The organism is Pseudomonas sp. RIT623 (assembly GCF_004519305.1).
In the GTDB taxonomy this organism is placed as follows: domain Bacteria; phylum Pseudomonadota; class Gammaproteobacteria; order Pseudomonadales; family Pseudomonadaceae; genus Aquipseudomonas.
On the sequence record NZ_SOZA01000015.1, the window covers coordinates 79177 to 101419 of the forward strand.

The window sequence follows — 22243 nt, forward strand, 5'->3', positions numbered from 1 at the left end:
ATGCGATTGAATGCGCTGCTGCCCCTGACCCTCGCCCTCCTCGCCAGCCCGGCCCTGCAGGCCGAGCAACTGCCCAAGGCGATCCAGCAACTGCAGGCCAAGGGCGCCGTGATCAAAGGCAGCTTCGATGCCCCCGATGGCCTGCGCGGCTATGCCGCCGAGTACCACAACAACGGCATCGCCCTTTACCTCACGCCCGATGGCAAGCACGTGCTGGTGGGCAGCCTGTTCGATGAACAAGGCAAGGACCTGAGCGCCGAGCCCCTGGAAAAACTGGTGTACGCACCGATGAGCAAGGCCGTGTGGGCGAAGATGGAAAACACCGCCTGGATCGCCGACGGCAAGGCTGACGCGCCGCGCGTCGTCTACCTGTTCAGCGACCCCAATTGCCCTTACTGCAACATGTTCTGGCAGCAGGCACGGCCCTGGGTCGAGTCGGGCAAGGTGCAGTTGCGCCACATCATGGTGGGTATCATCCGCGAGGACAGCCCGGGCAAGTCCGCCGCGCTGCTCGCCGCCAAGGACCCGGCCCAGGCCCTGCAAGCGCATGAGAAAGCCGGCAAGGCCAGCACCCTCAAGGCGCTGGACAAGGTGCCGGAGGCAGTGCAGAAAAAGCTCGAGGCGAACATGGCGCTGATGGAAGAGCTGGGGTTGGCGGCAACGCCGGCGATCTTCTATCAGGATGAACAAGGGCAGTTGCAGAGCCAGCAAGGGGCGCCGCGGCCGGAGATGCTGGGCAAGATACTCGGCAAGCGTTAAACCGCAGTTTATCTGAAGGAGCAACGATAGACTTTGGCGAGTACCTCGACATGGCTGTCGTAACCAACCAGCAGATAGTGCTTCAAGCCCAGCGATCCTGATGGGTCGTAGAGTGCTTTGCGTGCGCTGAGCAGTACCGAGTCCATGACCTGGTAGAAACAGGGGTTAGGATGGACACCCGTCTGCCGCCATGTCTGGACCGGTTGATCGCCTAGCCCCAGCACACTGTAGCCCTCGTGATTGACTTCGAAAAAATTCAAGGTGATGCACCGTATCTCAGCCACGCATTCGAAATGGATGTCTACTTCCCGATAGCGTTGGGCATCATAGTCCGCGATTGTCTGTACATCGACGTTGATGACAGCGTCTGCGGTCTCGTCGTAAGCGGCCCGCAGATGCGTGGTGCTGATGACAAAATCCAGTTTTTCCGGGACAAGCCTGATCATCGAAGAGCCTCTAGAGATCATGGACAAGGAGATACGGTCGCCACCAGGCTAGAGCGGTCCTTGTCGCTTCAAATCGTGCCGCGCGGCAAGCCACATCCTCGTTTACCGCCCCCCGGCCTGGTCGGCTATTTAACCGAACCTTGAAATCATCGATCACCGTACACGCGAATGACCTGCCGGGTTGCTACATCCAGTTCCACATGCAGCCCTCCCACCTCGGCAGCTGTCGCCGTCATCCAGTTCTGTGCCGTGACCGCTTCGGCAAAAAAACTGATGGTGTAGTAGCGCACCCCATCGCGCTCATGCACAACATCCTCGAAGCTAAGGTTGAAGTTCTCCTTGTCATATTGGCCCGAGGTGACGAAATCGCTACTGCCAACCGCCTCGATCGCCTTGAACAGGAACGGGGTATATTTTTTGTCGAGTCTGACCAGGCTTGCCATTGCATTCTCCGCCTCAGAGAGGCACCGCATCGCCAGGTCCACTGACCTGGCCAAAGATCTTCAGGAAGCTGCCACTGGGCGTGCCCAGGTAGTTGGTAAACCCAGGGATGTAAGTTGAGGCTGTTACGCATCAAGTGCACGATGCACATTTGCAACGTCGTCTCTGGAAACACGGCACTGAGAGCCTCTGGCATACCGTTGAGGCAATCGGTCACGGCAATCAGCACATCTTCGACACCGTGCGTCTTGAGTTACGCTAGCAAGGCAGGCACCTGCAAGACCGGTCATTCGACAAACTCAAAGCTTTCCTCTGCCAGGCCGTGATCCTTCCTGTACTGTTCATCCCAGTCAAAGTAGCCGTCCGGTTCTTCAGCGCTGACGCCTCTCTGCCAGTATTGCTCTCCATGCGCCAACTCCATGGCCCAGTGATATTCCAACTCATGGGCACGTACAACCGCGGCCATATAGCCACCCAGCGCATTGTTCACTAAAGCTGAAGAGAACAGCAGCGACTCTGCTTCCGACTCTGACCTCCCGGCATAGTGGACCAAAATAGCTTTTATAACTTCCAGCCAAGTATGGAAGTTGAAGACCAGGCGCTCATCCGGCTGCTCTTCATTGATCAATACAATATGATCAACAACCTTGCTCTTATCCATCATAACTGACAACCCTTTACCTTGAAGCGGTCGAACAACGCCGCTGCTTTCTTGGAGAAAATTGCAAACTGGCTTCCCTTGCTGATGGGCTTTGCCTTGCCTCTTTTCACGGCTTGAGGATTCGCCACCATCGGACCACGCACACCATCATGCCCATGCTCGAGCTCCCCTTTACGCCCCTTGGTGACGTACTCCGCCCACTCACCATTGGCGGAGTCAAACACTTTGACATCCAACTTGGCGAGCTCGGCATTGGGAATATCAAACTGTGTGATCGTTGGATGGTTGCGCGCGTTAGCCCATTCCACCGCTTGCGCTTTATCCGTTGTCACATAGAACCCGCCCTTGCCGGCGGGGTTGAAGTCCAGCCCTGGCCGACCTTTTGAAGGGTCGATGGCACCTTGAATATCCCCGGCATGGTAGAAGGTTGTCACCCCCTCTATTGCCGACAAGCCCAACGGGTCAATCCAGGTGAGGGGGTTGGAGGCATACCGATAAAGGTTGGTGCCACCCAGCAACCCAAGGGGATCGGGTTGGGTAAACCGACCGATATCGGGGTCATAGTACCTGAACGTGTTGTAGTGCAGGCCTGTCTCCCGGTCCAGGTACTGCCCCTGCAAACGCAGGTTCTGCTGGCTGGCCTGTGTCGGCGCATGCCATTCCTGGCGGCTGTTGCCCCATACCTGGAAGTCGCTGTGCCAGACGCTGGCGCCACGCTCGTCGGTCAGTTGCTCTGGCAGACCTGCCGAGTTGGTATGGAAGTGCAAGACCTGCTCATTGCCAGCTGCGCCATCCACCCTGGCCAGGGGCTCATGACCGCCGCCGGTATACAAATAGAGGCTCGGTTTGCCGTCCTGCACTTCCTCCAACAATCGCAGGCCTTGCCAAAGGAACAGGGTACGGCTGTGCGGCGCCTCATGTTCGTCACGGTAGACGCGTTTCTCGACGCGCCGGCCTAATCCATCGTAGGTAAACTCGACCCGCTCTCGCAGCGGCCCGCGCTGCTGCCTGACACACACCAGCCGATGCTCGGCATCGTACTCGAAGCGCTGGATCAGACGGCTGCCAATGCGCTTTTCACTGAGCCGACCAAATCGATCATAACGGTAGCGCCGGTCCTGGAACACTTTCACCCGGTCGTGCCGGACTCGCTCGTTGACCTGTCCCCCCTCGAGCAGGTTGCCGGCCGGATCGTAGCCAAAGTGCTCGACCGCTGACCGCTGTGGATCGGGCATCTGTCGTGACGCGGCATGGATACGCCCGGTAGGTCCATAGCCGTAGCCAGCACGCCCCTGGTAACTGCCTCGCCCACCGGCACCGATCTGAAAACGCCCGATCAGGTGCTCCAGGTCCACGTCCAGCCCACTCCCGGAACGTTGGGTCTGAGTCAGTACCTCGCCGACCAGGTTGTCACCAGCATCGTACTGATAGTCCTTTTGCAACAGGGGCAGGCTGCCCAACGTAGCGTCACGGTACTCCACGGCCTTGCGCACCAGGCGCCGAGCGCTGTCGAAGCGGGTCCTGGTCTGCAGCGCGCCTTGGCTGCGCAGTACCTCACCATGCAACGCGTCCCGCTCGAAATCGCTGATCACCCGACCGTCAAGGTTGATCTGGTGCAAATGCCCGCTGCCGTAGCGCAGATAGTTGATCCGGCGTGCGTCGGGCAGCGTCAGGGTTTGCAGGTTGCCCAGGGGATCGTAGGTGTAACCCAGCTGTCCCGCGCCATGACTTTCGCTGAGCAAGCGGCCCATGGCGTCGTAGGTAAACGCCAACTGCTGGCCCTGCCCGCCGCGCGGCGTGAAACAGATCGCCAACAGGTTGTCGGCGGCATCATAGCGGTAGGTCGTTTCGCCATCATCGGTGCGTTTGAGAACCAAGCGGCCTACGGCGTCGTGTTGATGATGATGGACCTGGGCCAGCGCCTCTGGCTCCGCGGAGCTGCCAGGGAACGCGGGCTCCGCTACGCCGCACGGATGCACGGTACGCTGGATGACATTACCCATCGCGTCGTGACGCAGCGTGCAGCCACCACCGTCGAGATTGCGCTGGCTGCTCAGACGATCCAACGCATCCCATTCAAAACGATAGTGCTCGCCGTTTTCATTCTCCAGCTGCTGCAAGCGGCCATAGGCATCCCAGCCCAAGCGCACAGTCCGCCCCAGTGCATCAGTACGCTGCAGCAATCGACCGCTACCGTCGTACTGCCATTGCGTCACGCGCTGTGCTGGGTCGACATGCCGGGCCAACTGCCCCGCCGCATCGATCTGGTAGTGCTCGACCCTGCCGTCAGCCAACTCGCGCTGTAACAAGCGACCACGGCTGTCGAAGCGATAGCGCGTGGTGCCATCCTCGGCGTTGCGCACCTCACTCAGGTGCCCGCGCCAATCGTAGCGATAGTGGGTCTGTTGAGCAGAGCAGTCACGCGCGCAGGTCAGCTGGCCGCGCTCATTCCAATTGAACGAGCGCTGCTTGTCCAGGGCGTCGACGCTGTGCGTAAGCCGCCCTCGATCATCGTAGGCGTAGCGGGTCGGCTGCCCGAGCGGATCGACTTCGCCAATCAGGTTGCCCCGTTGATCGTAGCGGTAGCGCCGCTCCCGCCCGGCGCCATCCGTGATGCGCGTGGGCAAGGCCCAATGCTCGGTATAGACCACGCTTTCACAACGCCCCAACGGGTCGGTAGTGGCAACCACGCGCCCGAGCGCATCGTAGCTATAGGACCACTCGCCACCTTGTGGATCGAGGGTACGCCGCAACAGGCCATCGACGTAGTCGTGCCGCCAGCAATATCCCAGCGCATCGATGTAGGTGTGGACCTCGTTCAGCGCGCCCCAGTGATAGTGTTCCTCACGCCCCAGGCCATCGATGACCTGGGTATGGCCCTGCTCCAGGTCATAAATGAAGCGATAATCCTCGCCGTCGCTGCCCCAGTGCCGCACCACGCGCCACTCGTGGTCTGGCTGCAGCTCCAGCAGCGGCGGCATGGCGTAAGGCGTGCCATCCAAGCTGCACGGTTGACGCGCCGGCGGTGGCGTGAAGCGGGCCCACTCGTAGTACCGCGTAGCCCCCATGGGCAGCGTATGGCTGGCCAGCAACCCTTGGTCGGTATAGATAAAGCGCCGCAACAGTTGCCCCTCACCATCGGCGACGCTCTCCAGTTGCCCCGCCGCGGTGTAGCGATACTGCACCAGGCACTCGCGCTGCTCGACGGCAAAGGCCTGACCGGCCTGCAAGTACAGTCTGTGGATCTCGGCTACCCGACGCGTTTGCCCGTCGGCAAAGCGCAGTTCGATGAAAGTCCGGGACGAACTGTCGCCAAGAAACTGCAATCGGCCTTGCTCGTCGTAGAACAGCTCCAGGCAATTGAGGTTGCGATCACCGACCTTGACCAGGCGCGAGCGCCGGCTGTCCAGCGGATCGGTGTGGAACACCTGGTACAACCCGCTGTTGATGTCCTCGACGATGGTGAAACCGTTGTCCTGATGAAAAAAAGCCAGGCCGTCGAGAATGCTGACGAAGGCACTGCCGACCTGCAAGCGGCCCAGCTCCAGCCTGGATCCCTCATCATCGACGTAGATCCACAACTCGCCACCCTCAGGGTGCGCGACACGCTCCAGGCACACCTCGAAGGGCACGCTCCAGCCCAGGCCAAACAGGCCATCGCTACGCCGGTCATTGCTGTCATAACGCCGCGCCCAAGTGATCGGTACCAGCGCCGCGAGTTTGAAATCCACATCTTCGGGGCCGTCCTGGAATTTGCTGCCCATGGCAGGGGCCACCGGGTTGCCCACCCCGCAGCGACGGCCCTTGAGCATGCCCCGGCGACTGATGAGCATCCCGGCGATCAGGCCGATGATCTTCGCCGCCGCGCTCTTGCCGTCGTGGATGTCACGCACGGTGGTGGTACCACCACCAATGCGCACATTGGGCGAATAGGTCATGCCGATCGGCCCATCGCAGGTGGTCTTGTCGCCGACCCGCGCCGCTGGTTGACCATTGATGAACACCTTGTCCGAGCCCTGGGCGACAAACTGCTCGGGCATCGGCGGATGCTTGCTGCACACCGCCTTGTCCTCGGGCTTGGGAATCGACCCGGGTGCCGCCGGCGTGGTCACCGGCGGGTTGAAGATGCTGTTGATCTCCTGTGCCAGGCCAATCACCGGCATTACCATCGAGGCGCCGACCATGGCGTAGGCACCGATGTTCTCCAGGATCGACGGTTCTTCGCCGGGCTCCGGTTCCGCTACCGGGCCGCCGCTCACCCCGGCGGCTCGCGCCGCGAGGATGCCGTTGATGCGGGTGTTGTGAGAGCCACTGCTGATGGACCCGTAGGGCTCGGGCGGGAACATCGAATTGCCGACCCAGTTGCTGAAGTCGCTGATGTGATCGCCAATGCTCTTGTCTTCACCGGCCGGCAACATGGCGGCAGCACTGACCATGGCACCGGCGATCAGTGGTGTGAGCGCAGCGGCGGCACCACCGGTACCGACCACGGCCACCACCGCGCCGCCGATGGCGGCCCCGACCGCAGCGACGGCTGCCGCATAGACAGCCGCCTCGACCAGGCCACTGACCAGCTCGGCCATCAAGGGAGGGTGGAGAATCAGGTCGCCCATGCGGGCGGCGTGCAGGCTGTCGTCCATGAAACCTGGAAAATCCTTGGCTAGAAGCTGCGCAGGGTAGCACTGGCAAGGGTGCGGCTTACATGCTGGCCAGGCGCCACAATGCTCTGCTCATGACGCCATTGCGCCTGCGTAGGAGCCAGCTTGCCGGCGAACCGGGCAACGCGGTGCCTGGCACCGCCCATGCCGGTGTTCGCCGGCAAGCCGGCTCCTACAGGTTTGCGCCGCACCTGCCCCGTAGGAGCCAGCTTGCTGGCGAACCAGGCAACGCGGTGCCTGGCACCGGCCATGCCGGTGTTCGCCGGCAAGCCGGCTCCTACAGGTTTGCGCCGCACCCTGCCCCCTAGGAGCCAGCCTTGCTGGCGAACCAGGCAACGCGGTGCCTGGCACCGGCCATGCCGGCGCCTACAGGGCCTCCAGCTCCGCCATCAGGTCGCTCAGGCGATCGACCTTGTCCTCGTCCAGCGCACTGTCCTGCAACCCCTGCACGTAGCCGGCCAATTCCTCCACCGTGCTGCACTCGAACATCGCCCGCAGCGGCACATTGAGCTGCAACGCCTTCTGCACCCGCGAGGCGATCTGCGTGGCCAGCAGCGAATGCCCGCCCAACTCGAAGAAGTTGTCGCGCACCCCTACCCGTTCGGCCTTGAGCACATCGGCCCAGATGCCGGCGAGGGTTTCCTCGAGCGCGTCGCGCGGCGCCAGGTAGGCCTGGCTGTGCTGGCCACCGATGTCGATGGCCGGCAGCGCCTTGCGGTCGAGCTTGCCGTTGGCGTTGTGCGGCAGGCTGTCGAACCAGCCCCAGTGCAGCGGCACCATGTACTCCGGCAGTTCGGCGCGCAGGCGTTGCTTTAGCTGGTCGAGCAGGTCGGCATCGGCGGCGACGCCCTGGTGGGCCACCAGGTAACCGACCAGGTGCTTGCCATTGACGCCCTCCTGCACACCTACCGCGGCATCGCGCAATTGCGGCTGCTCATGCAGGCGCGCCTCGATCTCGCCCAGCTCGATGCGATAACCACGGATCTTCACCTGGTGGTCGATGCGCCCCACGTATTCCAACACCCCATCCGGTCGTCGGCGGGCCAGGTCGCCAGTGCGATACAGCCGCTCACCCGGTGCGCCGTAAGGATGCGGGATGAACGCCTGGGCAGTACGCAGCGGATCACCCACATAGCCACGGCCGACGCCGGTACCGGCGACACACAGCTCGCCCACCGCACCCAGCGGCACCAAAGTCTGGTCCTCGCCAAGCAGGTACAGGCGGTTGTTGTCGGTCGGCGTGCCAATCGGCAGGTAGCTGCCTTGGGTCGAGGCGGCATCGACGCGGAAGAACGCCACATCGTCCGAGCATTCCGCCGGGCCGTAGGCGTTGACCAGGCCAATGTCCGGGTAGCGCTGCAGCCACTGGGCAGCCAGTTCCGGTGGCATCGCCTCGCCGGTGGGCAGCATCCAGCGCAGGCCGTCGAGGGCCTGGTGGTCGCTGGCGAGCATGCCCTGGATCAGCGACGGCACGCTTTCGAGCACAGTGATACCGGTGTCCTCGACATGCGCCAGCAGGCCCTGCGGATCGTGGGCGATGGCGTTGGGCACGATCTGCACCGTGGCGCCGAACAGCGGCGCCGCGAGGAACTGCCACACCGAAATGTCGAAGCTCTGCGAGGCGGTCTGGGCGATCACGTCCTGCTCGTCCAGCGCCAGGTACGGCACCTTGCTCAGTTGGTTGTTGAGCATGCCGCGCTGCTCGACCATCACGCCCTTGGGCAGGCCGGTGGAGCCGGAGGTGTAGATCACATAGGCGAGGTTGTCCGGGGCGCTGTGGATACCAGGGTTGTCGCTGGCCACGTTGCTCGCCTGCACCTCTTCCCACACCAGCAACTTCGGCCGCACCACGCCAGCCACTTCATCGAGCAACTGGCGCGCCTGCTCGGCGCAGGCGGCGCTGCACACCAGCACCGGCGTGCGGCTGAGCTCGACGATGCGTTGCAGGCGCGCCGCCGGCAGGCCCGGGTCCAACGGCAGGTAGCCGGCGCCGGCCTTGAAGCTGCCGACGATCATGCCCAGCAGCGCCAGGCCACGCTCGGCCAGCAACGCCACCGGCTGGTCGATGGCCACGCCCGCCGCGACCAGGGCATGCCCCAGGCGGTTGGCCGCGACGTTCAGCCCGGCGTAGTCGTAGGACGCCTCCAGGCAACGGGCGACAGTGCGTTGCGGATGCGCGGCGACCCGCGCCTCGAACAGCTCGACGTAGCTCTGCTCCAAGGCATAGGGGTGCGCGCTGCGGTTGCAGTCCTCGAGCAGGAAGCGTTGCTCCTCGGCGCCGAGCAATGGCAGCGCGTCCACCTCGCCGTCGAAGCCCGCGACCAGCGCCAGCAGCAGGCGCTTGAACTCGGCCAGCAGGCGCTCGACGGTAGGGAAGTCGAAATAGCGCTGGTCGAACGACAGGTGCAGGCCCAGGTCATCCCCTGGGTAACACACCGCGGTCAGCGGGAAGTTGGTGTGGGTCCGGCCCGAGTCGGAACTGGCGTTCAAATGCTGGGCATGGTCGAGTACCGCGGTTTCCACCGGGGCGTTCTCGAACACGAACAGGCTGTCGAACAGCGGCTGGCCCTTGGGCAGCTCGCTGCACTCCTGGATCGCCACCAGCGGCAGGTATTCGTACTCACGCAGCTGCATGTTGCGCTCGAGCAAGCCTTGCAACCACTGGCGCACGCTGCGCCGCTCACCCGGCCGGGGCAGTTGCACGCGCAAGGCGATGCTGTTGATGAACAGGCCAACCGTGCGTTGCATCTGCGGCAGGCTCACCGGACGCCCGGCCACGGTGACGCCGAACACCACGTCGCGTTCGCCGCTGTAGCGCGCCAGGGTCAGGGCCCAGGCCGCCTGGGCGAAGGTATTGACGGTGAGCTGATGGGCCTGGGCCAACTCGCGCAGCCGCGCGCCTTCACTGACCTCGAGGCGGGTGTAGCAATCACCCACGATCATGCCGTCGCCGGCGTGGTCATGGCGCAGTGGTCGGTCGCTGGGGATTGCCGTGGCGCGCTCGAAACCGGCCAGGTTGGCCTGCCACCATTGGCGCGCCTCGGCCAGGTCCTGGCGTTGCAGCCAACCGATGTAGTCGCGGTAGCGCGGCGGCACCGGCAACGTCGCCTGGCGGCCTTCACCCAGGGCCTGATACAGCTCGAAGAAGTCGTTCATCAGCAGCGAGCGGCACCAGGCATCGATGAGGATGTGATGGTTGCTCATCATGAACCAGTAGCGTGCCTCGTCCACCCGCACCAGGCGCAGGTGGAACGGCGCCTCGCGCAGCAGCTCGAAGCCAGCCTCGCGCTCCTGTTTGTGCAGGGTTTGCAGGCGCAGCTCCTGGGCGGCTTCGTCGAGGCCGCGCCAGTCCTGGTAGTCCACCGCCAACTTGCCTGGCTTGTGGATGATCTGCAGCATCGCCTCGCCGGCGTTCCAGCTGAACGAGGCGCGCAAGGCCTCATGCCGCGCCACCACGGCCTGCCAGGCCAGGGTGAAGCGTTCGGGGTCCAGGGCACTGTTGATCCGGTAGCGGTCCTGCATGTAGTACAGGCCAGTGCCCGGCTCCAGCAAGGTGTGCAACAACAGGCCTTCCTGCATCGGCGTCAGCGGGTAGACATCCTCGATCTCGGCGGCCGGCACCGGCAGCGCGTCGATCTGCTCCTGGGTAAGTTGCGCCAGCGGGAAGTCCGACGGCGTGAAGCTGCCGTTGCCCTCGGCCAGGCAGTGCGCGACCAGGGCCAACAGCTCCTGGCGATAGGCATCGGCCAACTCGGCGATGGTCGACGCTTCGAAGCGCTCGGCGCTGAACGTCCAGCGCAGCTGCAAGGCACCGCCATACACCTGGCCGTCGACGCTGAGCCAGTTCGCCAGCGCAGCATCCAGGTCGTGGGCCTGCCCCGCCGGGGCATCCAGCGGCTGAAACAACGCCGCGGCGTCGAATTGCTGGTCGAACTGGCCGAGGTAGTTGAAGGTGATGCGCGCCTGGGGCAAGGCCGCCATGCGCTCGCGCACAGCCTGGTCGGCCAGGTAGCGCAGCACGCCATAACCCAGGCCCTTGTGCGGTACCTGGCGCAACTGCTCCTTGATGCCCTTGATCGACGCCGCCCGCGCCGCTTCGTCTTCACCTTGGGCGGGGCTCAGGCTCAGCGGATAGGCATTGGTGAACCAACCCACGCTGCGGGTCAGGTCCATATCCTCGAACAGCCCATCGCGGCCATGACCTTCGAGCTGCACCAGCACCTGGTCAGTACCGACCCAACGGCACAGGGTGCGCGCCAGGGCGGTCAGCAGCAGGTCATTGACCTGGGTGTGATAGGCCGCCGGGGCCTGTTGCAGCAACTGTCGGGTCTGCTCGCAATCCAGTTCGATCGCCAGGCTCTGGGCATGGCGCTGCAAATTGCCGCCCTGAGGATGGTCGCAGGGCAGCTCGAGGCGCGCGTCGCCCAATTGGCTTTCCCACCAGCTCAGCTCGTCGCGCAGCGAGTCGCTACCGGCATAGCTGGCCAGGCGCGCCGCCCAGTCGCCCATGGCGTGGGTCTTGGCCGCCAGCGCTTGACCGCGGTACAGCGCCTGCAGGTCTTCCAGCAGCACGCGCCAGGACACACCGTCGACCACCAGGTGATGGATCGCCAGCAACAGGCGTTGCCCGCCCTGGGCGTCGGTCACCAGCAAGGCGCGCAACAGCGGCCCCTGGTCAAGGTCGAGGCTGCGCTGCACATCGGTATACAGTGCCTGGCAGTCCGCGAAATCGCTGACCGTGGCGGTCCATAGCAGGGGCTGGGCGACCAGCTGAGCGTAGTCGCCCTGCCAGCGGCCATTGGCCTGGCTAAACCGTAGGCGCAGGCTGTCGTGGTGCGCCACCAACGCGCCAAGCGCCTGTTCCAGCAGCTCGGCCTGCAACGGCTGGCGTGCCTCCAGCAGCACCGCCTGGTTCCAGTGCTGCGGTTGCGCCACCTCGCTGTCGAAGAACCAGTGCTGGATCGGCGTCAGGCCGGTGCGTCCCTGGCGTGCTCCTTGTTCTATGTCGCTGGGCGCCGCGCTGCGGGTCACCACCGCCGCCAGGGTCTGGATGGTCTGGTGCTGGAACAGGTCGCGCGGGGTGAATTGCAGGCCCAGCTGGCGGGCACGGCTGACCACCTGGATCGACAGGATCGAGTCGCCGCCCAGTTCGAAGAAGTTGTCCTGCACGCCGATGCGCGAAACGTTGAGTACCTCGTGCCAGACCTGCGCCAGCTGGCTTTCCAGCTCGTTGGCCGGGGCCTGGTAGTGCTGACGCGCCTGTTCCAGGTCTGGGGCCGGCAACGCCCGGCGGTCGAGCTTGCCATTGCCCATCAGCGGCAGGCGCTCGAGCAGTACCAGGTGGGCCGGCACCATGTAGTCCGGCAGTTGCAGGCGGGCATCGGCCTTGACCGCTTCGCGCAGCAGGGCCTGGGCCTCGCTGTCGCCAGTCGCCTGCCGGCACACCAGATAACCTACCAGTTGCTTGCCGCCTGGCAGGTCGAGGGCCAGGACCACGGCTTCGTCGACATCCGCGTGCGCTTGCAGGCTGCTCTCGATTTCACCGAGCTCGATACGGTAGCCACGGATCTTCACCTGCTGGTCGGCGCGGCCGATGTACTCCACCAGCCCGTCGGCGCGCAGCCGCACCAGGTCGCCGGTGCGGTACAGGCGCCCACCGTCAGGGCTGAACGGGTCGGCGACGAAGCGCTCGGCGCTGAGCCCCGGGCGGTCATGGTAGCCCTGGGCCAGGCCGGCGCCACCGATGTACAACTCACCGATACCGCCCTGCGCCAGCAAGGCCAGGTCCTCGTCGAGGATATAGGCGCTACGGGCACCGATCACCCGGCCAATCGGCACGCTGCCGGCGTCGATGGGTAGCGTTTCAGGCGCCAGGCAAGCCAACGGCATGACCACCGTTTCGGTCGGGCCATAGGCATTGAAGAACTGCTGCGGCGTGAACGCCTGGCGAATGCGCTGCAGGTGTTCGCCGGTCAAGGCTTCGCCGCCGGTGATCACCAGCCGCACGGGCAGTTGTTCGCCTTGCATGGCCAGGTGTTGGGCCAGCTGGCTGCCGTAGCTTGGGGTGAATCCGAGAATGCTGACCTGCTGGGAGCGCACCAGTTGGCATATTTCCTCGGCGTCCCATTGACCCTGGGCGCGCAGCACCACACGGGCGCCACACAGCAAGGGGGTCAGCAGCCGCTCGCTGGCGGCGTCGAAATTGATCGAATAGAAGTGCAGTTCGCAGTCGTCGCTGCGCATGCCAAATTCGGCGATCACCGCCTGGCAGTGCATGGCGATCTCGCCATGGCTGACCACCACGCCCTTGGGCTTGCCGGTGGAACCGGAGGTGTAGATCAGGTAGGCCTGATGCTGCGCCAGGTTGAGGTTGTCCAGCGGCGCGTCGCTGTAGGCCGACAGGCTAGCGGCATCGTCCTCCAGGCACCAGCTGGCCACGCCCTCGGGCAATGGCGCCAGGCGCTCGAGCAGTTCACGCTGGCCGAGCAACAGGCCCAGGCGGCTGTCCTCGATCATGTAGCGCAGGCGGTCGAGTGGGTATTCCGGGTCCAACGGCACATAGGCGCCACCGGCCTTGAGGATCGCCAGCAGGCCGACCACCATTTCCAGCGAGCGCTCCAGCGCCAGGCCGACGCGCACCTGCGGACCGACCCCGCGCTCGCGCAGGGCGCGGGCCAGGCGGTTGGCCTGCTGGTCCAGCTCGGCGTAGCTCAGGTGCTGGCCGGCGAAGGTCAATGCCAGGGCTGCGGGAGTGCGTTCGGCCTGGGCGGCGAACAGGCCGTGCAGGGTCTGGTCGAGGGTGAAATCCTGGGCGCCCTGGAGCTGGCCGATCAGGCGCTGCTGCTCGGCCGCGCCGAGCATCGGCAGTTCGCACAGGCGCTGGGCCGGGTTGTCGAGCAAGGCCACCAGCAGCTGCTGCCAGTGCTCGGCCATGCGCGCGATACGCGGCTCGTCGAACAGGTCGCGGCTGTAGGTGAAGCAGCAGCCCAGGCGGCCGTCGAGGTCGGTGACCTCCAGGTACAGGTCGAACTTGGTGGCGCTGGCGTCGTTGACCAGGTAGTCGACCTGCATGCCGGCCAGCTCGCGGCTTTGCTGGAACGCCCAGCGCTGTACGTTGCACATCACCTGGAACAGCGGGTTATAGGCACTCGAGCGCGGCGGCTGCAAGGCTTCGACCAATTGATCGAACGGCAGGTCCTGGTGCGACTGGCCTTCGATGATGGCCTGGCGCACCTGCTCGAGCAGCGCTTGGCCGCTCATCTGCCCGTCCAGCTCGCAGCGCAGCACCTGAGTGTTGAGGAAGGCGCCGATCAGCCCCTCGCTCTCCGGGCGGATGCGATTGGCCACTGGCGCGCCGATGCGCAGGTCGCGCTGACCGCTATAGCGGTGCAGCAGCGCGGCCAGGGTGGCGGTCATGGTCATGAACAGGGTCAGGCCCTGCTGGCTGTTGAAGGCATGCACGCGCTGGACCAGCGCCGGGTCCAGATCGAAGCGGTACAGCGCGCCACGGTGGCTCTGCACCGCCGGGCGCGGCCGGTCGGCCGGCAGTGCCAGCACCGGGTGCTCAGCGCCCAGGCGCGCCTGCCAGTAGGCCAGTTGCCGGGCGCCCTCGCCGCCTTCGAGCCACTGGCGCTGCCACACGCTGTAGTCCAGGTACTGCACCGCCAGCGGCGCCAACGGCGACTCGCGCTCATCGACGAAAGCCTCGTACAGCTCGCCCAGTTCGCGGGCGAAGATATCCATGGCCCAGCCTTCGGTGACGATATGGTGCAGGGTCAGCACGAAGTAGTGCTCGCGCTCGCCGGCCTTGACCAGGCAGGCACGCAGCAGCGGCCCGCGCTCCAGGTCGAACGGCTGGTGCGCCTGGTCGTCGGCCAGCTGCTGCAGGCGCTGCTCGCGCGCCTCGGCGTCGATGCCGCTGAAGTCGTGCCATGCCAGTTGCAGGTTGCTGTCGTCGGCCACGCACTGGTAGGGCTTGCCGTCGATGCTGGGGAAGGTGGTGCGCAGGGTTTCGTGGCGCACGATCAGCGCTTGCAGGGCGCGCTCGAAGGCGTCCACGTGCAGCGCGCCGCGCAGGCGGGCCATGCCACCGACGTTGTAGGCCGGGCTGTCCGGCTCCATCTGCCAGAGGAACCACATGCGCTGCTGCGAGTAGGACAGCGGAACCGCCTGGCGGCGGTCGACCCGGGCGATGGCGCCTTGCTGGTTACGCGCGCCACTGTCCTGCAGGCGGGCGATCTCGGCACAGAACGCGCCCAGTTCGCTGGCCTCGAACAAGGCCTTGAGCGGCAGCTCGACATCCAGCGCCTGGCGGGTACGCGAGACGATCTGGGTGGCCAGCAACGAGTGACCGCCCAGGGCGAAGAAATCATCCTGCAGGCCAATGCGCGGCAGGTTCAGCACCTCGCGCCAGATCGCCGCGACCTGCTGTTGCAGCGCCGACTGCGGCTCGACATGTTCGCGCTGCTGCCATACCGGGGCCGGCAGCGCCTTGCGCTCGACCTTGCCGCTTGGCCCCAGGGGCATCTGTGCCAGGTGGATCAGTTGCGCTGGCACCATGTAGGCCGGCAGGTGCTCGGCCAGGGTGGCGAGCAAGGCGGCGGTCTGTTCGACTCCGCTGTAGTAGCCCACCAACTGTGCAGCCACGGCATCCTTGTGGATCAGCACCAACGCCTGCTCGACGCCTGCCTGGGACAGCAGCACGGCTTGGACCTCTTCAGGCTCGACACGGAAGCCACGCACCTTCACCTGCTGGTCAAGGCGCCCGAGGTAATCCAGCGCGGCGCTGCCCACCTGCCAGCGGGCTCGGTCGCCGCTGCGGTACAGCCGTGCGCCATCACCGTCGGGCTGGGGCACGAAACGTTCGGCGGTCAGGCCGGCACGGCCAAGGTAACCACGGGCCAGGCCCGCGCCGCCCAGGCACAGCTCGCCCGGCACACCCGGCGCGGTCAGTTCGAATTCATCGTCCAGCACCCGGCACAGCACATTGCCCAACGGCCGGCCGATCGGCGAGCGCTCGCCGTCGCTGGCCTGGCAGTGCCAGTGGGTGACGTTGATCGCGGTCTCGGTCGGCCCATAGCGGTTGTGCAGTTGCACTTGGGGCAGCAGTTGCAGCACACGGTCGCGCAGCGCCGCGGACAACGCCTCGCCGCCGGAGAACAAGCGGCGCAGGCTGCTGCAACCGGCGGCCAGCGGTTCCTGTACGAACACCTGGAGCAACGGCGGCACGAAGTGCAGCGTGGTCACCCCATGCTGCTGGACCAACTGCGCGATACGCTGCGGATCGCGGTGCTCGCCAGGGCCGGCCAGCACCAGCTTGCAGCCGCTGAGCAGTGGCCAGAAGCACTCCCACACCGACACGTCGAAGCTGATCGGCGCCTTCTGCATCAGCACGTCGCTGGCGTCCAGCGCGTAGGCCTGCTGCATCCAGTGCAGGCGCTCGACCAGGGCGGCATGGGTGTTGCCCACGCCCTTGGGCTGGCCGGTGGAACCGGAGGTGTAGATCACATAGGCCAGGTTGTCGCCATGCAAGCGCAGGCCCGGAGCCTGGCTCGGCCAGCTGTCCAGGTGCAACTGGTCGAGGGCGATGGCGCTGACGCCGTCGACCTGGGGCAGCGTGTCGAGCAGGTCGCTGTGGCTGAGCAGCAGGCCGGCCTTGCAGTCGGCGAGCATGTAGGCCAGGCGCTCGGCCGGGTAGTCGGTGTCGAGCGGCACGTAGGCGCCGCCGGCCTTGAGGATCGCCAGCAAACCGACCAGCAGCTGTGGCGAGCGCTCCAGGGCGATGGCCACGCAGGTATCGGGGCCGACGCCCTTGTCGCGCAGGTAGTGCGCCAGGCGGTTGGCCTGCTGGTGCAGCTCGGCATAGTCGAGCTGGCCGCCGTCCCAGACCAACGCGGTGCGCTCGGGGGTCTGCCGGGCCTGCTCGTTGAGCTGCTCGACGACCAGCCCGGGCGCGCTGGCCATCGGGGCTTGGCCCCAACTCAGCAGTTGCGCACGGCTCTGCTCATCCAGCAGTTGCACTTCGCCAAGGGCGAGGTCCGGCACGGCGCAGACTTGCTCCAGCAACGCCAGCAGATGGCCGGCCAGGCGCTGGACGGTGGCGGGTTCGAATAACCCGACGGCGTAGTCGAAAGCCAGCGTCAGGCGGCCCTGGTGGTCTTCCTCGCTGTGCAGTTGCAGGTCGATCTTGGCTTCGCGACTGTGCCACGGCAGTTCCTCGGCCAGCAGGCCGGGCAGCCGACGCAGGGCCGACAGGTCGCGTTGCTGGTGGTTGAACATGACCTGGAACAGCCCTTGCTCGCGGGCCTGCGGCAGCGCTTCGAGCAACTGCTCGAACGGCAGGTCCTGATGCGCCTGGGCCTCCAGGGTCGCCTGGCGCACCTGGCCCAGCAGTTGGGCAAATGGCAGGCGGCCATCGAGCTCGGCGCGCAGCACCTGAGTGTTGATGAAGAAACCGACCATGCCTTGGGTTTCCTGGCGCGGGCGGTTGGCGTTGGGCACGCCGACGCGGATATCGCCCTGGCCGCTGTAGCGGTGCAGCAGCGCTTGCCAGCCGGCAAGCAGGACCATGAACAGGCTGGCCTGCTGGTCACGGGCCAGGTCCTTGAGGGCAGCGCCAAGCTTGGTCGGCACCTTGACGCTCAGACGCGCGGCACGCCGATCGCGCAGGCTGGCCCGCGGCTGGTCGGTGCACAGGTCGAGCACCGCCAGCTCGCCGTCGAGCTTGGCTTGCCAGTACGCCAGTTGGCGGGCGCTTTCGCCGTCGGCCAGCCACTGGCGCTGCCAGTTGCCGTAGTCGGCGTAGCCCAGAGGCAGTTCGGCCAGGCTCACCGGCTGGCCTTGGGCGGCGTACAGGCGGGCGAACTCGTCGAGCAGGATATTCAGCGACCAGCCGTCGGCAACGATATGGTGCAGGGTTACCCACAACTGGTGCTGCTCGTCGTCGAGGCGCGCCAGGGTCACCCGCAGCAGCGGCCCTTGGCGCAGGTCGAAGGGCTGTTGCGCTTCCTGCTCGCGGCGCGCCGCCACTTCGTCGGCCTCGAGGCCCTCCAGGTCCAGGCGCTGCACGCTGAGCGGCAGGCTCGGCAGGATGCGTTGCAGGGCCTGGCCATCGACCTCGTCGAAGACTGTGCGCAGGGATTCGTGGCGCGCCACCAAGGCCTGGAAGCTAGCCTGCAGGGCGTCCTCATCGAGCTCACCACGCAGGTGCAGGCCAGCCGGAATGTTGTAGGCGGCCGATTGCGGCTCAAGCTGCCACAGCAACCACAACCGATTCTGCGCCAGCGACTGGGCCAACGCCTGGTCACGGCCCTGGCGGTCGATGCGCCCGACGACGCTGTTGCCACCCGCGAGAATGGCCGCCACCGCGGCGCTGTAGTCGGCCAGGGTCGGCGCTTCGAACAGGGTTCGCAAACTCAGCTGGATACCGAGCTCATCACTCAACCGCGCGCTCACCTGGGTGGCGACGATGGAGTTGCCACCCAACAGCAGGAAATGATCATCCGCCGCGACCGCTTCCACGCCCAGCAGCTCACGCCAGATAGCGGCGATACGCGCTTGCAAGTCGTCGCCGGTGGTATTGGCGTTCGCTTGCGCCGGCGCAGACGGGAAACGCGCGTAGCAATCGAGGCTGCCGTCGTCCATGCGCAGGCGGCATGCCGAACGTTGCAGCTTGCCGCTGGAAGTCTTGGGCAAGGCTCCCGGATTGAGCAGCAGCACCACTGCCGGCGCCTGACGACAGGCATCGGCGATTACCCGGCGCAGCGTGTTGATCAACTCATCGGGTTGACGGGCTTTCTGCACGTTGCGGCTGACCTCCACCGCCACGCCGATGCCCTCCTCGCCCTGGTCGTCGACGGCGAACACCGCCACCCGCCCCTTGCGCAGGTCGCCGACCTCGCGCTCCAGGGTCTTTTCCAGGTCTTGTGGGTAGAGGTTCTGGCCGCGGACGATCAGCATGTCCTTGAGCCGGCCGGTGACGAACACTTCGCCGTCACGCATGAAGCCCAGGTCGCCGGTGCGCAGCCAGGTCTGGCCATCGCGCTCGACGAAGGTGCGGGCGCTAGCCTCGGGGTTGCGCCAGTAGCCCAGGGCGATGCTCGGGCCGGCCGCCCAGATTTCACCAACCTGGTTATCGCCCAGCGCCTCCAGGCGCTGCGGCTCGACAATGCGCACCGCGTGGCCCGGCTGCGGATAACCGCAACTCATCAGCACGCTGCCCTGGCCCGCTTCGGCGCGGTTGGCGGCGAATGCCTCGGCGTCCAGCTCCAGGGCGCCGATGCCTTGGCCACGGCGGCTGCCGCTGACGAACAGGGTGGCCTCGGCCAGGCCGTAGCTGGCGAAGAAGCTGCTGGGCTCGAAGCCACAGGCGGCGAACTTCGCGGCAAAGGTCTCGAGGCTGTCCTGGCGAATCGGCTCGGAGCCGGAATAGGCCACGCGCCAACGGCTCAGGTCGAGTCCGGCCAGGGCCGATTCGCTGACCCGCTCGCTGCACAGGCGGTAGGCGAAGTCAGGGCCACCGCTGATGGTGCCGCCATATTCGCTGATAGCCTGCAACCAGCGCAGTGGCCGGGCAAGGAAGTAGCCCGGCGACATCAGCACGCATGGCACGCCGCTGAAGATCGGCTGCAACAGGCCGCCGATCAGGCCCATGTCGTGGTACAGCGGCAGCCAGCTGACGATCACGTCATCGGGGTTGAGGTCGATGCCGAAACCGTGGCGGATCAGTTGCTCGTTGGCCACCAGGTTGCCGTGGCTGACCTGCACGCCCTTGGGCAACGCGGTGGAGCCAGAGGTGTATTGCAGGAAGGCGATGTCATGCCCCGCCAGCGACGGCTCGCGCCATTGCGCGGCGAGCTGCGGGTCCAGGCGGTCCACCGCCAGCAGGGTCGGGCCGTTATCCGCGGCCAGGGCATCAAGGCCCTGCAAACTGTCACACAACGCCTCTACGGTCAGCAGCAGGCGCGGCTCGGCGTCGGCGATGATCGACAGCAGGCGCTCCTGGTGGTGCTGGCGCGAGGATTCCGGCGGGTAGGCCGGCACGGCGATCACCCCGGCGTACAGGCAGCCGAAGAACGCCGCGACATAGTCCGGCCCGCTGGGGAACAGCAGCACGGCGCGCTCGCCAAAGCCGGCACGGGCCTGCAAGGCCGCGGCAATGGCGCGAGCGCGCTGGTCGAGGTCCCGGTAGCTGAGCACTGCCTGTTCACCGGGCGCGTCGGCGAGAAAGCGCAAGGCAATCCGCTCCGGGGTCTGGGCGGCGCGTTGCGCCAGGGCCTGGACCAGCGAGTGCGGGAGTTCGAAGGCGTCCGTCATGGAATGTTCCTGCCAGTGTCTGGGTGAGTCGTGCCTGGCTGGCCCCGCGCATGACAGGCGGGCAGCGCTCGGCAGCCGGATGTACACAGGGGAACGGATAAACCAGGGCAGAAATTAGCCCCGGGACAGGCCGACGCAAGCGGCAAGGTTGACGTGCTTCACAGTGTCAACGCTTAGAACTGAAATCAATCGAAACTCATTAACTTTCGTATTTGACAATCATTATCATTACGAATAGCTTGTCGCACGTCGTAGGAAGCATCCCTTCGGGCTGTGCTCCCTTTCCCCTCCGAGACAAGGTGATTTCCATGGCGGAACAACTATCCACAAGTAAGTGCGATTCACCGTTACTCCAGGCGTTCGTCGACAACCGCAATATCCTGGTCAAGATCGCGGCACGCATCACCGGCTGCCGCTCACGCGCCGAGGATGTGGTGCAGGACGCGTTCTTCCGGCTCAGTGCCGCCCCGCAGATCACGTCATCGTTCAAGGCCCAGCTCAGCTACCTGTTCCAGATCGTGCGCAACCTGGCCATCGATCACTACCGCAAGCAGGCCATGGAGCTGAAGTACTCCGGCAGTGAAGAGGAGGGCCTGAACGTGGTCATCCAGAACGCCTCGCCCGAAGCCACCCACATCAACCTCGCCACCCTCGAACACATTGCCGCCTCGCTCAACGAACTGCCCGCGCGCACCCGCTATGCCTTCGAGATGTACCGGCTGCACGGCGTGCCGCAAAAGGACATCGCCAAGGAGCTCGGGGTCTCGCCGACGCTGGTCAATTTCATGATTCGCGATGCGCTGATCCACTGCCGCAAAAGCAGCCGCCTGGGCTGACTGCACAGTTCGCCGCCAAGCCGGCTCCTACACAGTTCCCACCACGACCCCGTAGGAGCCAGCCTTGCTGGCACAGCAGGCAACGCCGAGTCCTACAGGGCAGCGCGTCTCACGCCAAGGTACAGCGATCGAAGAACCGCTCACGCCCCAGGATCATCAGCGCCGCACGCTTGTGCGGGAAATCGAATTCCTTCTCGCAGTGGAAGCACTGGTCGTGCATGTAGCCGATCATCTTGCCGTTGTCGGCGCGCGGTTCGGCCACCACCCGCTGGGTGCGCGGGTCGTCGAGGAACAGGTAGTGGACCAGCGCCGACAGCCAGCTAGCCACCTTGTGCGGCCCGCGGTGTGCCTCTTCCCCCACCAGCATATGGACGCCACGGTCGTAGTCGTCGGCCGGGTAGAACGGCGCGATACGGTCTTCCTTGGCCCAGTAGGCCTCGAAATAGGCAAAGGGCTCATCGTCGAAGCAGCCGACCAGGGTCAGGGTATGCGGGTCCTGCTCGAGCTTGCCGAGGTATTCGCGGTGCTGCGCCAGCGTGCCGCCCTCCTGCCAGAACTGCGCAACCCGCGGGTTGTTCTGCCAACGATTGAAACGCTCCAGATCCTGTTCGATCTCCAGGGTGCGCAACGACACCCAGGCCCCCAGGCGTGCGTCGAACCGCCGGTACACCTCGCCGCGCGGCTTGGGCGCACGGCGTGGGTGACGCTTGCCTTGGCTGATCTGCATCTGCTGCGGGTAGACATCGGCCCGCGACTCACCCAGCCACGGCTGAGGCAATTGCCAGAACAACGCGCGCTCGCACAGGTACTGCCCCGGCGCCTCACCCGGCACCAACAAGCCGCTGGCCAGGGCCTGCGACTGCACATCAGACAAGTGCCAGACCAGGCGCTGACATCCTGGATCACGGGACAGCAACCAGTAACAGGCCGCCCACAACGCCTGTTCAGGGCGCTCAGGGCAAAGCTGCTCGAGGTGCACATGCAGCGCCTCTTCCGGCGCCAGGCGCACGCCGATCAACGGCCGCCCTTCCAGGGCGAGACTCAGGCGGCAATCGCCCTCGTCGGCATGCAGGGTGCGCCACCGGGGTGCGCAAAGGGGGGGCGTAGCGGCATCGAACGGCATGATCA

The 22243-nt window shown here is 65.5% G+C and carries 9 protein-coding genes and 1 pseudogene; 2 read left to right on the forward strand and 8 right to left on the reverse strand.

Annotated elements, in window-relative coordinates; translation table 11 throughout:
* Complete coding sequence (gene dsbG, locus E3U47_RS12705) at positions 1–759, forward strand: thiol:disulfide interchange protein DsbG (RefSeq protein WP_134691785.1); 759 nt, start codon at positions 1–3, stop codon at positions 757–759.
* A gap of 8 nt (positions 760–767) precedes the next feature.
* Here dsbG and E3U47_RS12710 read toward each other — a convergent pair whose 3' ends face one another.
* The 7 genes and pseudogenes from E3U47_RS12710 to E3U47_RS12740 all read right to left on the reverse strand — a co-directional run bounded on the left by E3U47_RS12710 (position 768) and on the right by E3U47_RS12740 (position 20279).
* A complete protein-coding gene (locus tag E3U47_RS12710; RefSeq protein WP_134691786.1) occupies positions 768–1205 on the reverse strand; it encodes a hypothetical protein in 438 nt (145 codons plus the stop codon).
* A gap of 146 nt (positions 1206–1351) precedes the next feature.
* The gene (locus E3U47_RS12715) at positions 1352–1648 is read right to left on the reverse strand and encodes a hypothetical protein (protein WP_134691787.1); all 297 of its coding nucleotides are present in this window, start codon (positions 1646–1648) and stop codon (positions 1352–1354) included.
* Positions 1649–1749: 101 nt separating this feature from the next.
* Positions 1750–1899, reverse strand: a pseudogene (locus tag E3U47_RS12720) (transposase); the annotation flags it as partial.
* Between the two features lie 33 nt (positions 1900–1932).
* On the reverse strand, positions 1933–2310 hold the full coding sequence (locus E3U47_RS12725; protein WP_134691788.1) for a hypothetical protein: 378 nt from the start codon (positions 2308–2310) through the stop codon (positions 1933–1935).
* Positions 2307–6947, reverse strand: a complete 4641-nt coding sequence (locus E3U47_RS12730; protein WP_134691789.1) for an RHS repeat-associated core domain-containing protein — start codon at positions 6945–6947, stop codon at positions 2307–2309. Before E3U47_RS12730 ends, E3U47_RS12725 begins: the two co-directional genes overlap by 4 nt.
* A gap of 20 nt (positions 6948–6967) precedes the next feature.
* On the reverse strand, positions 6968–7234 hold the full coding sequence (locus E3U47_RS25220) for a hypothetical protein (protein WP_256660267.1): 267 nt from the start codon (positions 7232–7234) through the stop codon (positions 6968–6970).
* A gap of 97 nt (positions 7235–7331) precedes the next feature.
* On the reverse strand, positions 7332–20279 hold the full coding sequence (locus tag E3U47_RS12740; protein WP_134691790.1) for a non-ribosomal peptide synthetase: 12948 nt from the start codon (positions 20277–20279) through the stop codon (positions 7332–7334).
* 308 nt (positions 20280–20587) lie between these two features.
* On the opposite strand from E3U47_RS12740, the gene E3U47_RS12745 reads away from it, so the two are divergent.
* Positions 20588–21115 (forward strand): RNA polymerase factor sigma-70, encoded by a 528-nt coding sequence (locus E3U47_RS12745; RefSeq protein WP_134691791.1) that lies wholly within the window; start codon positions 20588–20590, stop codon positions 21113–21115.
* A gap of 109 nt (positions 21116–21224) precedes the next feature.
* On the opposite strand, the gene E3U47_RS12750 is transcribed toward E3U47_RS12745, so the two are convergent.
* On the reverse strand, positions 21225–22238 hold the full coding sequence (locus tag E3U47_RS12750) for a GNAT family N-acetyltransferase (protein ID WP_134691792.1): 1014 nt from the start codon (positions 22236–22238) through the stop codon (positions 21225–21227).
* Positions 22239–22243 lie beyond the last annotated feature (5 nt).

Excerpts from the sequence above, each read along its gene's own strand:
- E3U47_RS12730 (WP_134691789.1), bottom strand. The coding sequence starts at position 6,947 with ATGGACGACAGCCTGCACGCCGCCCGCATGGGCGACCTGATTCTCCAC.
- dsbG (WP_134691785.1), top strand. The coding sequence starts at position 1 with ATGCGATTGAATGCGCTGCTGCCCCTGACCCTCGCCCTCCTCGCCAGC.
- E3U47_RS12745 (WP_134691791.1), top strand. The coding sequence starts at position 20,588 with ATGGCGGAACAACTATCCACAAGTAAGTGCGATTCACCGTTACTCCAG.
- E3U47_RS12725 (WP_134691788.1), bottom strand. The coding sequence starts at position 2,310 with ATGATGGATAAGAGCAAGGTTGTTGATCATATTGTATTGATCAATGAA.
- E3U47_RS12740 (WP_134691790.1), bottom strand. The coding sequence starts at position 20,279 with ATGACGGACGCCTTCGAACTCCCGCACTCGCTGGTCCAGGCCCTGGCG.
- E3U47_RS12750 (WP_134691792.1), bottom strand. The coding sequence starts at position 22,238 with ATGCCGTTCGATGCCGCTACGCCCCCCCTTTGCGCACCCCGGTGGCGC.
- E3U47_RS12710 (WP_134691786.1), bottom strand. The coding sequence starts at position 1,205 with ATGATCAGGCTTGTCCCGGAAAAACTGGATTTTGTCATCAGCACCACG.
- E3U47_RS12715 (WP_134691787.1), bottom strand. The coding sequence starts at position 1,648 with ATGGCAAGCCTGGTCAGACTCGACAAAAAATATACCCCGTTCCTGTTC.